We start from the raw sequence: 12,805 nt of genomic DNA, 5'->3' as shown, positions 1-12,805 counted from the left end.
TATGAACAATCAAACTATAACAAGAATTATCGCAACTATAGAATATTATTCTACCTCCAAACTTTTTAAGTATATTCCTGTTATAGCTATACTGCTATGATTTAATGCCTGTCTGATAAGTTCTATATCTTTTGTTTTTTTATATAAAGTTACTGCAAAATAATGCCTTATATCATGAATTGAATAAGCAGCTTTTATTTTGCCTTGTTCATATAAACGCTTTGAACTTCTATAAAATACATTTCTAATAACTTCAGAGCTTTTATTTATAAATGGATGTACCATATTTAATTTATATCTTTTTAATTCTCTAATAGTTTTATCAGTAACTTTCCAGCTTATTTCCTTGCCTTTCGAATATGAATAATATTTATTATTTCTTATTTCTAGTTTAGATAAAGCTCCGACACGCACACCGCATTCCATTATAAAAATGATGGACATCTTTACCAACGGATCAGATATATCTTTTATTATTAATTCAATTTCTTTTTTAGTAGGTACTTCAAGTCTTTTTTTATTTTTCACAGGCGGACGAGTTTTTGTACCTCGAAAAGGATTTTTCATAAAAGGATATCTCCTTTCTAAAAATGAAAAAAAAGATGAACAGGAAGAAACTAAAGCGCGTATGCTTAAATTAGAAAGCTCGCTTGAATTAACTTCTGTTATAAAATCATCAGCTTCTCTGGCTTTAATAAATAAAATATTCTTATTATTCATAGTGCAGTATTCTTCTAGTTTTTTAAGTCCATTTTTATATTGTCTTTTTGTGTGACTGCTTTTTGTTTTTGAACATTGCTTAAAAAAGTTTTCTTTCTCTCTCTCATAATCTATTGTCTTTATAAGCTGCTCTTCTTTCATATAGTCAAGTATATTTAAATAGTTAGCTTGTTTGTAAAGAATTTCTGCTTGCTCTTGGCTTATTATATTACTATTTTGTATTATTAATTTATTATTTTTTTTAGAAGCCATGTTTATACCTTAAAATATAATAAAAGACTTTTGTCTATACTATATAAAAAAGAATATAAACTTTTATAACTCCTAATTTAATTTTATTACTATATCACAAAGCAAAGCAGCAATATTTGATAAAAAGAAACAAAGTAAATAAAAAGCCTTAGCGATTTCATTTTTTGATGTGATACTTATACAAATGGACATCAATCCGAATATTGTAAAAATTATAGAACCTATTTGATAAACTATCATTTTATAACCTTATTCAATATATTTCCTACTGTCTGCATATAAAACTCTAAACTATGATTACACTCTAATCTTTCATTATTAATAGTTACAAACAGTTCATTTTTATTTTCGCTGCTGCCAAGTAGGCACCTATTGGTGCGTGCCTTTGGTATTACTTTTTTATAACTAACATTAATATTTTTATATTTATATTTTAATACACCTAAAATATCATTCATTCTTCTGAACTCATCATTTACATCATTATAATTAATAACGCTTTAATCATTATTATTAACTTTTTTTCTTTGTATTTTATTTATATAAAATATAATTTCATTTAAGTTATTATTTGAACATAGTTTTTTAGATGATTTTGAATATAAACAAAATCTCTTTTTCTCTCTTTCATAAGCTATATTAAAATCTCTGCTTTTGCTATTAGGATAAAAATTACTAACAGTAAAAGCAAATATTATACTTTTATCTTTCTTATAACTTAGAACAGCAATATCTTTTCCATAAGTAAAAAATAATTTACAGAATGTTTTAGATATTAATCTCTTTTCTTTAAAAGTATATTTATTAATATTCATTTCATACCTCATCTTCAAACTTAATTGTTGTAGGAACTCCAGACTTTGCTATTTCTAAAATACAATCTTCACATATATTTAATTCTTTTTCTTTTGTTTTTCCTTCTTTTCCATCTTTAGTTTTATACTCAATTTGAATAGTTGTTTCTGGCAATTCATCAAAATTTTTTTTGCATATATTACAAATCATATTTAAATCCTTCATCAGTTTCTAAAGACTTTTTATTTTTCTTTTTCATAAACTTGTATAAACTTTCTTTATTATTTCTGATTGTATACAATATATCCAAAACAACATCTTAAGGTTTTTTTCTTACTCTTTATAGCTGTTTGACATATAAGCGTTGTATATCCTATTAAAATATCATCATAGCTGCCTTTGATTTTTCCAATATTTTGATTTTCTTTTGTATTATCAAATATTATAATATCTTTCATTTATAAACCTCAATCATCAAAAAGAAATTTATTACCGTCTTCATCTGCTTTATCACCGTCTGTATCAAAGTCCCATCTGTTTATATTATCTTCATCTACACCTGAACTTAATGGATCTTCTTCATTCTCCTCATCTATTCTATAATTAGACTGTTCTTCATCTTCTCTGAAAGATATTATCTCATTGTTTTCTTTTAATGTTTCTTCAAAAGATTTATTTTCTATTTTATCAATTTCTTTTTGTATTTGTATCTCTCCCTTTATTTCATTACAGCTATTTTTTGATATAAACCTCTGTATAGCATTCATAACAGTACTAGCTTCATTTTTATCATCTGACTTAAAAGTTATACCGAATAAGCCGTTATCTTCTATAAAGTTTAACTCTCTCATTCTTTATTGCCTCTCATATTTTCTAATTCTCGTTTTTTCATTATTGCTTTATCTATCATAGTTAAAAATACATTTGTAGGTATATCTTCTTTTTTGCTTATAGTAAGCGTTCTTTTATTAAATCTGTATGCAAAAATATCTAATGTAATACAGCAGTCTAAGCCGTCAAACACATCATTGTATTTTTTTATTATTTTTTCAAGCGCTTCAATTTTTCTTTCTATTTTGCTTTTCTCATCGCTTACGCAGTGACACATAATAGGCACTAGATTTTTTCTAGAAGAAAATATTTCTGAATTAGTAGTTTTTACAAATCCGTATTCATCGCATTTTGTGCAGTGCGGATCTTTTCCCTCACTTGCTGTTTTCTTCAGTTTTTCTAAATGCTTTTTATAGCTTTGAAGACAGTATTTGCTATCCGCAGTCTGCAATTTTAGCATACGCTTCATTTATGTTTCCTCCTTTCTCTAATTCATTTAATAAATAATTTAATTTATCAAGACCGCTGGGGATTTGATATTTTTTATTTTCTTCCTGTATTTTATTTTCTTTATTGATGTTATTTTTTGGACTTTCATTTTTTTGGCATAAAGCCATTTTTACTAAGTCTTAAAGTTTCATATCATATTTTTTATTTACAGGTAATTTATAGAAGGCATTTTTTATAATTTCTAATGCATTATCAATATTATTATTTACTCTGTTTTTGAAGATATTTATTAAATGCATTTTATAAGGAGCTCTTGCCGAGTAGTCTAATTTCTCAAACAATAATTCTTCATACAATTTTTTGAACTTTTCTAAAAACTCATTTTGAAGTTTTATCTCTTTTATCTCTTTATCATCTGTTAAAAGTTTTGCAGGATAAATCGGATTATCATCTACATCTTCATTAAACAAGCTAGGTTCATCATATATCGCAGTAACAGGAGCTTCAAGATTTTGAAGTCTTTTATCCTCTTCTTTCAGCTCTTCTATTTTATTTTTAAGATTGGCAAAGTCATAGGCAAGTCCCTTTCTTATAACTTTTTTATCTTTGTATTCTGTAGCTATTTTTATTTTTAAATAACCTTTTGCAATTAAACTTTTTCTCTGTCTTACAAAATTAGTTTTTTTGCTAGTCATATATCTGTCTTTTATATTTTCTATATTTATATTTGTTAAATGAAATATCCAGCATATAAATTTAAACTCGCTTGCACTTAATCCTAATCTGTTGCTGTATTCAAGAACTTCAAAAGGAATAGTTAACAAATCCGCAGGATAATCTATCTTCCCGTAAAGTATTATAAACTTTTCCAACTCTGCCATTTTTTCACCCCATAATATTTTTTATAAGTCAATTTCCGTACTATCATAAAACTGTCCCATCCATAATTATTTTTTTATATTCCTCCTTCTTTTGCAGTGATAAAATTATTAAAGCAAAGAACTGCCCGAATGATAAATTTTTATTGTATAGATTTAGTATTTTTTTAACTGAGAAGTAGTTAAAAGATATGCTCAGATTTATATTAAAAAAGTTATAAAAAAACTTTTTATCTGCTTTTATTTTCGAGATTTTAAAAAAATGATTTTGTTTAAAATCCAGTATGCGATTAACACATACTGGATTTTTTATTATGTCGATTAGTGAAAATTTTGAAACTTGTACCGCTTTCCATACTCTTTTGAAATTCGTTAAAATTATTATTTGATTATTGTCTGAACCGTATTACCGCTATGCTTCTGACTAATAGCATCAGACTAGCTTTAATTTATTAAGGCTTTTAAATATCTAATAAATAATTTTTTTTATTGACTTTTAACGATTTATATATATAATGATTCTGTATGAAATATAATATCTTTTTTAAAATAAATAACTTTTTCTTGTTTAGTTTCTTTGGCGTTTAATACGCCGTTATATTCTATTTTTTTAAATTAAAAACTATAAGCATAATATAAATTAATTTTTTAATTACCAATGAAACAATAAATTAACTTAATATTTAAGGAGATAATTATTATGATAATTGTAATGAAACAAAATACTAAAGAGGAATATATAAATAATATAACAGACAGACTTATTGAAGCTGGTCTCGGCACTAATAAAATAGTCGGAATTGATTGTACTGTAATAGGCATAGTTGGAAATACTTCAAAGATAGACAGAGAATTAATCTCCTCTCTTCCTGGAGTATCCAAAGTATTAAAAGTTCAGGAGCCTTTTAAGAGAGCAAACAGGGCTTTCAAAAAAGAAGATACTGTTGTAGATGTTAATGGCGTAAAAATAGGGGATGGAAAGCCTGTAATTATCGCAGGTCCCTGTTCAGTTGAAAGCGAGGATCAGGTTATCAATATTGCTAAAAGCGTAAAATCCGCAGGTGCCTCCATACTTAGAGGCGGAGCCTTCAAGCCCAGAACCTCTCCTTATGCTTTTCAGGGTCTGGCTCTTGACGGACTGAAAATATTAAAGCTTGCCAGAGAGGAGGCAGACATTCCTATAGTCAGCGAGATAGTATCTGTAAGACATTTAGAGGAGTTTGAAAATACTGTTGATATGATTCAAATAGGTGCAAGAAACATGCAGAACTTTGAGCTTTTAAAAGAGGTCGGAAAGTTAAAAAAACCAGTTCTCCTAAAAAGAGGATTATCAAGCACAATAGAAGAACTTCTTATGAGTGCGGAATATATACTTAATCAGGGCAATGAAAATGTAGTATTATGCGAAAGGGGAATAAGAACATTTGAAACTTATACCAGAAACACTTTTGATGTAGGGTCAATACCCGTTATAAAGCGTTTAAGTCATCTTCCCGTTATAGGAGATCCTTCTCATGCCAGCGGTAAATCTTGGATGGTTCTTCCTCTTAGCTTGTCTGCTCTTTCAGCGGGAGCTGACGGTATGATAATAGAAGTTCATAATGATCCAGAACATGCCTTATGCGACGGAGCGCAGTCTGTGAAGCCAGATGTATTTTCTGATATTATGGAAAGCTTAAATATGATGACTGATACCATTCAAAAAATAAAAGAAAAACATAACGGAAAGATTTATACTGAATAATATAATTTTAAATTAAAAAAAAGATGAATAGAAAAATGAATCTGTTCATCTTTTATTAATTATAATCAGGCAATAGGCATTATGCTGAAGTTCATAGATTCAATAACCCTAAGCAGTGCATAAGCCGTATCTAATGAAGTAAGGCATGATATATTATTTTCGGCTGAAGCCCTTCTTAATTCTAAACTGTCTGAATTAGTTTGATTATTAGTTTCTATTGTATTTATAACATAATCAACTTTGCCTAGTCTTATAATATCTATTATATTTTCTAGTCCTTCCTCATAAATTTTTGAAATTTCTTTAACATAAAGCCCTTCTTTTCTTAAGAAATTAGCTGTTCCTTTTGTGGCATATATTCCGTATCCTATATTTGAAAATCTCTTCGCTAAATCTAAAGCCTCAGATTTATGATTATCTGCTATTGTGAAAATAATATTTCCTTGAAGAGGTATTTTTACGCCGCTTGCTATTAATGCTTTATATAATGCCTTTTCAAAATTAATATCAAATCCTAAAGCTTCTCCTGTACTTTTCATCTCAGGCCCTAGTATAGTATCAACTTTTCCCAATTTAGCGAAAGAAAATACGGGAGCCTTAACAAATACTTTATCAGATTCTTTTTTATACAAATTATTGTATCCCTGTTCTTTTAAAGATTTTCCAAGTATGCACATAGTAGCTACATTTGCCATTGGAACATTAGTTATCTTGCTTAAAAAAGGTACGGTTCTGCTGCTTCTCGGATTAACCTCAAGCACATAAACATCTTCATTTTTATCAACTATAAACTGTATATTATAAAGCCCTATAAAATTAAATCCTTTACCTATTTTATTTGTATAATCAATGATGGTATCTTTTACCTTATTAGAAATAGTTTGAGTTGGATATACGCTTATAGAATCCCCCGAATGAATGCCCGCTCTTTCTATATGCTCCATAATTCCTGCAATAAATACATTATTTTCATGGTCTGCAATAGCATCTATTTCTATTTCTTTTCCTATGATATATTTATCAATCAATATGGGTGCCTTATTGCTTATTTCTTTTACAGCTGTTTCCATATAAACTCTCAGAGATGCGTCATTATCAACTATTTCCATAGCACGTCCTCCAAGCACATAACTGGGACGCACTAAAACAGGGTAGCCTATATCTTTGGCTATTATCACAGCTTCATCGGAAGTAAATGCAGTTTTTCCTTTAGGCTGAGGTATATCAAGTTTTTTCAGAGTTTCCTCAAATTCATGTCTGTCTTCAGCCTTATTTATATTTTCTAATGAAGTGCCTAGTATATTAACCCCATGCATAACAAGTTTTTCAGCTAAGTTAATAGCAGTCTGTCCTCCGAACTGTACTATAACTCCTCTCGGTTTTTCTAATTCTACTATATGCATAACATCTTCTATAGTTAAAGGCTCAAAATAAAGTTTGTCTGATATGGAAAAATCTGTTGATACTGTTTCTGGATTATTATTTATAACTATAGCCTCATATCCTGCCTCTCTTATAGTCATAACCGAATGAACAGTAGAGTAATCAAATTCTACTCCCTGACCTATCCTTATGGGACCTGAACCTAATACTATTATGCTTTCTTTTTCGCTTTTTAAAGATTCATTTTCTTTCTCATAGGTAGAATAGAAATAAGGCGTCTTACTTTCAAATTCTCCCGCACATGTATCCACCATTTTATATATTGGTATAATATTATTTTTATGTCTTAATCTATACAAATCAATCTCTTCAATATCCCAAATTTTTGATATATAGCTGTCTGAAAATCCTCTCTCCTTGCATTCTCTTAAAATATCAATGTCTGTTTTATTTCTATATAGCTTTTCTTCTAATTCTATTATATTTTTTATTTTATCCAAAAAGAATCTGTCTATATGCGTAATATCTATTATATCCTCAATATTTTCTTTTCGTCTTAAAAGCTCTGCTATAATAAATATTCTCAAATCGTCTCTTAATTTTATACACTCCCATAACTTTTCAGTATTATATTTAGATACATCTTTATGTGTTATATGATCGCATTTTATTTCAAGAGAACGCACGGCTTTTAAAAATGATTCTTCAAAATTGCGCCCTATACTCATAACTTCGCCTGTAGCTTTCATCTGAGTTCCTAATTGTCTGTCTGCATTAGGAAATTTATCAAAAGGAAGTCTTGGAAATTTTGTGACTATATAGTCAATTGAAGGCTCAAAGCATGCATAACTTTTTTTTGTAATAGGATTGAGTATTTCATCTAAAGTCATACCTACTGCTATTTTAGCACTTATTTTAGCAATAGGATATCCTGTAGCCTTGCTTGCCAAAGCGCTTGAACGAGATACTCTGGGATTAACTTCTATTATATAATATTTAAAGCTATCAGGGTCAAGTGCAAGCTGTACATTGCATCCGCCGCAGATTTTTAAAGCCCTTATTATTTTAAGACTTGCATTTCTAAGCATTTGATTTTCAGTATCGCTTAATGTCTGACAAGGTGCCGTTACTATGCTGTCTCCCGTATGTATTCCTACAGGATCTATATTTTCCATATTGCATACAACAACAGCATTATCATTATTATCTCTTATAACCTCATATTCTATCTCTTTATATCCTGCGATGCTTTTTTCAACCAAACATTCATGCACAGGACTTATTTTTAATCCAGTTTCGCATATTTTAATCAGCTCTTTTTCATTAGAAGCAAATCCTCCTCCCGTACCTCCTAAAGTATATGCAGGACGCACAACTAAATGATAGCCTATTTCATTTGCAAACTCAATTGCCTCCTCCACGCTATGAACAATAACACTGTTAGGTACAGGTTCATTAATATCATTCATCAATTTTTTAAAAAGTTCTCTGTCTTCTGCGCAGTTTATGGCATTCAAATCTGTTCCCAAAACTTCAACATTATATTCATCTAATATTCCGCTTTCGGCAAGCTCAACTACCAAATTGAGCCCCGTCTGTCCTCCAAGAGAGCCCAATACAGCATCTGGTCTTTCTTTATATATTATTCTTTTAGCAAAGTCTAAATTAATAGGTTCAATATAAACTTTGTCCGCTACAGCGGTATCGGTCATTATGGTTGCAGGATTTGAATTTATAAGTATAACTTCATAGCCTTCTTCTTTTAAAGACTGACATGCCTGAGTGCCTGCATAATCAAATTCAGCCGCCTGACCTATGACTATTGGTCCAGAACCTATTACCAATATTTTTTTTATATCATTTCTTTTAGGCATTTTTAACCCCTTCATTCATCATATTAATAAACTTGTCAAATAAATATTTAGTATCTTCTGGTCCGGGATTGGATTCGGGGTGATACTGAACTGAAAATACAGGATATTTTTTATGCTTGACACCTTCGCAGCTTTTGTCATTTAAAGATATATGAGTCATAATCAAATCAGTATTGACTAAGCTATCCGTTTCTACCGCATAGCTGTGATTTTGACTTGTTATGCTTATTTTTCCAGTTTCTAAATCTTTAACAGGGTGATTGCCTCCTCTATGTCCGAATTTTAGTTTTACAGTGTCGGCTCCTAATGCTAAGCTTATAAGCTGATGTCCCAAGCATATACCGAATATAGGTACTTTGCCTATAAGTTCTTTTATTGTATTTATTGACTCTTTTACATCTTTAGGATTTCCAGGTCCGTTTGAAAGCATTATACCGTCAGGATTTAAACTCATTATAGTTTTAAAATCGGTGTTATAAGGCACGACTATTAAATCGCAGTTTCTTTTGCTGAGTTCTCTTATTATTCCAAGTTTTGCCCCGAAATCAATTAATACAACTTTTTTTCCTCTGTTTGGTATAGGAAAAGCATTTTTGGTAGATACCGTTTTTACATGATCATTCATATAAGGCGTTTCTTTAAGCATTTTTACTATATCATCTTTATTGTCTATAGTATCGCTCATTACTGCTTTGAGAGTACCAATCTCTCTTATTTTTTTTGTTATGGCTCTAGTGTCTATATTTTCTATAGCAGGTATATTTTTTAATTTCAAAAACTCATCTATAGTTTCAACATTCCTAAAGTTATTCGGATTTTTACAAGCCTCTTTAACTATAAGCCCGAATATGGCTGGATTTAAACTTTCAAAATCATCTCTGTTTATTCCGTAATTTCCAATAAGCGGATATGTCATAACGGTTATTTGTCCGCAGTATGATAAATCAGAGAGTATTTCCTGATAACCCGTCATAGATGTATTAAATACCAATTCTCCAATTCTGAAATTATCGGATCCGAAACCTGTGCCTTCATAGTGGCTTTCATCTTCAAGTATTAAATATCTTTTCAAAATTCCACCTTCCTAAATTATTCTAATTTTTTATATTTTGCTTGAAATAAAAAAGATTGGAAATCAATAAAAAATTAATCCCCAATCTTTTTAAATTATCAAAAACTGCATTATTTGCAGAATCTGTTTTATTTTAAGCTTTTTTAAAATCATAATATATTTCTCAATTTTTTATCATACTATAACATATAATAATTTATTTTACAATATTTTTTTATCTTAATCTTTAATTTTATAAGAAATATTATTATTTTTTATAAAATTAATATTTTAGTATAAAGATAAAGTTACAGTAAATATTATTTATAAATTTGAACGGATACTCTTTTAGTTTCTTCATCAAGCCATTTTATAAATGATTCTCTCATACGAGATTCTGCAAGATAGTTTTTTACTCTTGCCCTTATGCTTTCCATATCCTTTTCTATTGCCACTATTTTTACTATATAAAATCCTTTTCCAACCAATTCCCTTACGCTGCTTACAGTACCTTCTTTATATCCTCTTTTAGCCAAATTAAGACCTGCATTTATCTGAGCGGGCAAAGATCTTTTACCTGCATCAAAAAGCAGGTTGTAGCCCAAACTGCCTCCGTTATTTTTTGTAGCTTCATCATCGCTGTATTTCTTAGCAAGTTCTGCAAAATCAAGCCCTCTTGCCGCCATATTTCTTACTTTTCCTGCTAATTCCTGTTTTTCTCCTTTTTCTTTGAAAGTTGCGGCTTTAAATAATATCCAAGAAAGATCCACTATAGTGTCTGCTTCAAATTCCGACTTATCTTTAGTATTATTATAAAATTCGTCCGCTTCTTCATCTGTAATTTCCGTATTATTAACAACCAGTCCATTTAAATTTTCAATAGCTATCTGTTTTTTTATAGTATTTTTATATTCTTCATAAGAAATTCCTTCAGCCATAAGCTGTTTTTTTAACTGATTTAAATTCATATTATACTGTTTTGCCATATTTTCTAATCTTTTATTTACATCATTTTCTTCTATTACATAGTTATATTCTTTCAGCTTTAAGTACATTATTCTTTCTTCTATTAAATCTTTATAAACCATATCATCATTGATTTTTTTTCCTATGGATCTAGCCTGTAATGTCAGAAATGATTTTCTGCTTAAAAAATCTTCATAAGTAATAGGTATAGATCCTACTACTCCTACAATGCTGTTTACTACATCATTGAATAATAAGCCGCTTTGTATAAAAATAACAGATAGTACAAAAATAAATATTTTCTTCATCAATAAATACTAATCCTTATAATTATTAAATAAAATGATATCATCAAAATAAATTATATGCAAGTATAAATTTTATTTACATTATTTATATTGATTATTAGCTAAATAATATGAAAGTATATTTTTTAATAATTTTATATGATATTTTATATCATATATATCTCTTATGTTTTTTATTTTCTGCATAATATATATAGGATTAAAAGATAAATTGTAAAAATATCCTATATATTTAAATATTGCCTCATCATCTATATTCAATTTTATAATGCTTTTTCTCATGTCATAGTCAAACCAATTTTTTGTATTTATAAGCCCGTTTTCATTGCAGTATTGAAATAGTTTTGTACCCGGATATGGTATTATTATAGAAACATTCATTAAATTTACATATCCGTTAAGCATTAAATATTTTATAATATTAAATGTACTTATGATATCTTCATCGGTCTGCCAAGGATATCCTATTTTTACCATTATATCTGTAAATAATCCTGCTTTTTTTGCCGCTTTTATAGACTCTGTCATATCTTCCATATTGGCAATTCTGAATTTTTCTGAAATATCAGCATTTACAGAATTCAAATTAAATATTACTGTTTTAAATCCAGATTTTTTCATCATTCTATAATCATGATATTCTAATGAGCCGAAATGAACATAGCAGTCTATATAAAGTTTCTTATGCAGTTTTCTTTCTTTCATAGTTTCGCAGAATAACGAAAGCCATTCATTTGTAGGAAAATATACGCTTGTATCTAATATTTCTTTTATCGCATATCTCTTATTTAAATATTCTATTTCATCTATAACATTAATCGGATTTCTTACTCTGACATTATTAAATAGAATACTTGAAGAGTTGCTGTTATAACTATTGTATATGGAGCCTCTTGCAGACATTATAAAAGTACCAGGTGTTTTTTTGAAATATTCATTTCTTTTTGAATATAATTTCCAGTTTGTAAGATTTCTGTCTATAAATGGGAGCATATCCAAAGATTCTTCAAGTTCAAATTTTCCCGTATTTTTTATATTGCCGTTGGATGTTTTATAATATATTCCTTTAGCTAATTTTTCGCCTTTATTAATATGATTAACTAAACTTAAAAATAGAAAATCATAATCGCCTCCAGTTAATATAAAATCCGCTTTAGATTTCTGCAGACTTTCTTCGGGTAAAGCGGTGACATGATCTCCCGCTAAAACTATATAGATATTTTCATATTTATTTTTTAATGTTTCAACAGTATCCCAAATATAATTTATAATTGGAGTTTTTACTTCAAAAAATATGATATCGGGCATTATTTCATTGATATTATTAAACCATTCTATAGTTGTTATATTTCTTACTATAGTGTCAAGGAATACTACATTGATTCCGTTATTTTTTAATAATGTTGCGGCATAAGACGGTATTATAGGATATGAGTATGACGGATTTTTCAGCCATTGAAACTGCCTATTTAAAGACATCAGCGGATATCCGTTATTATATTCAAAAGGAGGATATGTTATGCAGACTTTCTTTATTTCTTTTTTTTTCATGT

General features: G+C 28.7%; 15 protein-coding genes. 1 reads left to right on the top strand and 14 read right to left on the bottom strand.

The features are described from left to right. Positions 1-45: 45 nt before the first annotated feature. From QZ306_RS00655 to QZ306_RS00610, 10 genes are all read right to left on the bottom strand, one after another. The gene (locus QZ306_RS00655) at positions 46-972 is read right to left on the bottom strand and encodes a site-specific integrase (RefSeq protein WP_295159647.1); all 927 of its coding nucleotides are present in this window, start codon (positions 970-972) and stop codon (positions 46-48) included. 72 nt (positions 973-1,044) lie between these two features. Next, positions 1,045-1,212 (bottom strand): group-specific protein, encoded by a 168-nt coding sequence (locus QZ306_RS00650; RefSeq protein ID WP_295159644.1) that lies wholly within the window; start codon positions 1,210-1,212, stop codon positions 1,045-1,047. Continuing rightward, complete coding sequence (locus QZ306_RS00645; protein ID WP_295159641.1) at positions 1,209-1,430, bottom strand: hypothetical protein; 222 nt, start codon at positions 1,428-1,430, stop codon at positions 1,209-1,211. The genes QZ306_RS00650 and QZ306_RS00645 overlap by 4 nt, the downstream gene beginning before the upstream one ends. A gap of 42 nt (positions 1,431-1,472) precedes the next feature. Further along, positions 1,473-1,787 (bottom strand): hypothetical protein, encoded by a 315-nt coding sequence (locus QZ306_RS00640; RefSeq protein ID WP_295159639.1) that lies wholly within the window; start codon positions 1,785-1,787, stop codon positions 1,473-1,475. A 1-nt stretch (position 1,788) separates the two neighbouring features. Continuing rightward, complete coding sequence (locus QZ306_RS00635; protein WP_295159637.1) at positions 1,789-1,977, bottom strand: hypothetical protein; 189 nt, start codon at positions 1,975-1,977, stop codon at positions 1,789-1,791. A 71-nt stretch (positions 1,978-2,048) separates the two neighbouring features. Next, on the bottom strand, positions 2,049-2,225 hold the full coding sequence (locus tag QZ306_RS00630; protein ID WP_295159634.1) for a hypothetical protein: 177 nt from the start codon (positions 2,223-2,225) through the stop codon (positions 2,049-2,051). A 9-nt stretch (positions 2,226-2,234) separates the two neighbouring features. Continuing rightward, a complete protein-coding gene (locus QZ306_RS00625) occupies positions 2,235-2,618 on the bottom strand; it encodes a hypothetical protein (RefSeq protein ID WP_295159632.1) in 384 nt (127 codons plus the stop codon). Then, positions 2,615-3,067: a hypothetical protein gene (locus QZ306_RS00620; RefSeq protein ID WP_363322634.1), complete on the bottom strand. Its 453-nt coding sequence runs from the start codon at positions 3,065-3,067 to the stop codon at positions 2,615-2,617. The genes QZ306_RS00625 and QZ306_RS00620 overlap by 4 nt, the downstream gene beginning before the upstream one ends. After that, positions 3,033-3,215: a hypothetical protein gene (locus tag QZ306_RS00615; RefSeq protein WP_295159629.1), complete on the bottom strand. Its 183-nt coding sequence runs from the start codon at positions 3,213-3,215 to the stop codon at positions 3,033-3,035. The genes QZ306_RS00620 and QZ306_RS00615 overlap by 35 nt, the downstream gene beginning before the upstream one ends. 12 nt (positions 3,216-3,227) lie before the next feature. Continuing rightward, the gene (locus tag QZ306_RS00610; protein ID WP_295159626.1) at positions 3,228-3,929 is read right to left on the bottom strand and encodes a hypothetical protein; all 702 of its coding nucleotides are present in this window, start codon (positions 3,927-3,929) and stop codon (positions 3,228-3,230) included. Positions 3,930-4,626: 697 nt separating this feature from the next. Here QZ306_RS00610 and aroF point away from each other — a divergent pair. Continuing rightward, positions 4,627-5,670: a 3-deoxy-7-phosphoheptulonate synthase gene (aroF, locus tag QZ306_RS00605; protein ID WP_295159623.1), complete on the top strand. Its 1,044-nt coding sequence runs from the start codon at positions 4,627-4,629 to the stop codon at positions 5,668-5,670. Positions 5,671-5,735: 65 nt separating this feature from the next. On the opposite strand, the gene carB is transcribed toward aroF, so the two are convergent. From carB to QZ306_RS00585, 4 genes are all read right to left on the bottom strand, one after another. Next, entirely contained in the window at positions 5,736-8,927 is a 3,192-nt protein-coding gene (carB, locus tag QZ306_RS00600) for a carbamoyl-phosphate synthase large subunit (protein ID WP_295159621.1), read from the bottom strand. After that, positions 8,920-9,999, bottom strand: a complete 1,080-nt coding sequence (carA, locus tag QZ306_RS00595) for a glutamine-hydrolyzing carbamoyl-phosphate synthase small subunit (protein ID WP_295159618.1) — start codon at positions 9,997-9,999, stop codon at positions 8,920-8,922. Before carA ends, carB begins: the two co-directional genes overlap by 8 nt. A 299-nt stretch (positions 10,000-10,298) precedes the next feature. Then, on the bottom strand, positions 10,299-11,252 hold the full coding sequence (locus QZ306_RS00590; protein ID WP_295159615.1) for a peptidylprolyl isomerase: 954 nt from the start codon (positions 11,250-11,252) through the stop codon (positions 10,299-10,301). An 81-nt stretch (positions 11,253-11,333) separates the two neighbouring features. After that, on the bottom strand, positions 11,334-12,803 hold the full coding sequence (locus QZ306_RS00585; protein ID WP_295159612.1) for a radical SAM protein: 1,470 nt from the start codon (positions 12,801-12,803) through the stop codon (positions 11,334-11,336). Between the last annotated feature and the right edge of the window lie 2 nt (positions 12,804-12,805).

It is taken from the genome of uncultured Brachyspira sp., assembly GCF_910588665.1.
Lineage (GTDB): Bacteria > Spirochaetota > Brachyspiria > Brachyspirales > Brachyspiraceae > Brachyspira.
Note: the sequence above shows the minus strand (reverse complement) of the source record. Positions and strands in the feature narration are given on the sequence as shown.

Excerpts from the sequence above, each read along its gene's own strand:
- QZ306_RS00655 (WP_295159647.1), bottom strand. The coding sequence starts at position 972 with ATGGCTTCTAAAAAAAATAATAAATTAATAATACAAAATAGTAATATA.
- QZ306_RS00650 (WP_295159644.1), bottom strand. The coding sequence starts at position 1,212 with ATGATAGTTTATCAAATAGGTTCTATAATTTTTACAATATTCGGATTG.
- QZ306_RS00645 (WP_295159641.1), bottom strand. The coding sequence starts at position 1,430 with ATGAATGATATTTTAGGTGTATTAAAATATAAATATAAAAATATTAAT.
- QZ306_RS00640 (WP_295159639.1), bottom strand. The coding sequence starts at position 1,787 with ATGAATATTAATAAATATACTTTTAAAGAAAAGAGATTAATATCTAAA.
- QZ306_RS00635 (WP_295159637.1), bottom strand. The coding sequence starts at position 1,977 with ATGATTTGTAATATATGCAAAAAAAATTTTGATGAATTGCCAGAAACA.
- QZ306_RS00630 (WP_295159634.1), bottom strand. The coding sequence starts at position 2,225 with ATGAAAGATATTATAATATTTGATAATACAAAAGAAAATCAAAATATT.
- QZ306_RS00625 (WP_295159632.1), bottom strand. The coding sequence starts at position 2,618 with ATGAGAGAGTTAAACTTTATAGAAGATAACGGCTTATTCGGTATAACT.
- QZ306_RS00620 (WP_363322634.1), bottom strand. The coding sequence starts at position 3,067 with ATGAAGCGTATGCTAAAATTGCAGACTGCGGATAGCAAATACTGTCTT.
- QZ306_RS00615 (WP_295159629.1), bottom strand. The coding sequence starts at position 3,215 with ATGGCTTTATGCCAAAAAAATGAAAGTCCAAAAAATAACATCAATAAA.
- QZ306_RS00610 (WP_295159626.1), bottom strand. The coding sequence starts at position 3,929 with ATGGCAGAGTTGGAAAAGTTTATAATACTTTACGGGAAGATAGATTAT.
- aroF (WP_295159623.1), top strand. The coding sequence starts at position 4,627 with ATGATAATTGTAATGAAACAAAATACTAAAGAGGAATATATAAATAAT.
- carB (WP_295159621.1), bottom strand. The coding sequence starts at position 8,927 with ATGCCTAAAAGAAATGATATAAAAAAAATATTGGTAATAGGTTCTGGA.
- QZ306_RS00590 (WP_295159615.1), bottom strand. The coding sequence starts at position 11,252 with ATGAAGAAAATATTTATTTTTGTACTATCTGTTATTTTTATACAAAGC.
- QZ306_RS00585 (WP_295159612.1), bottom strand. The coding sequence starts at position 12,803 with ATGAAAAAAAAAGAAATAAAGAAAGTCTGCATAACATATCCTCCTTTT.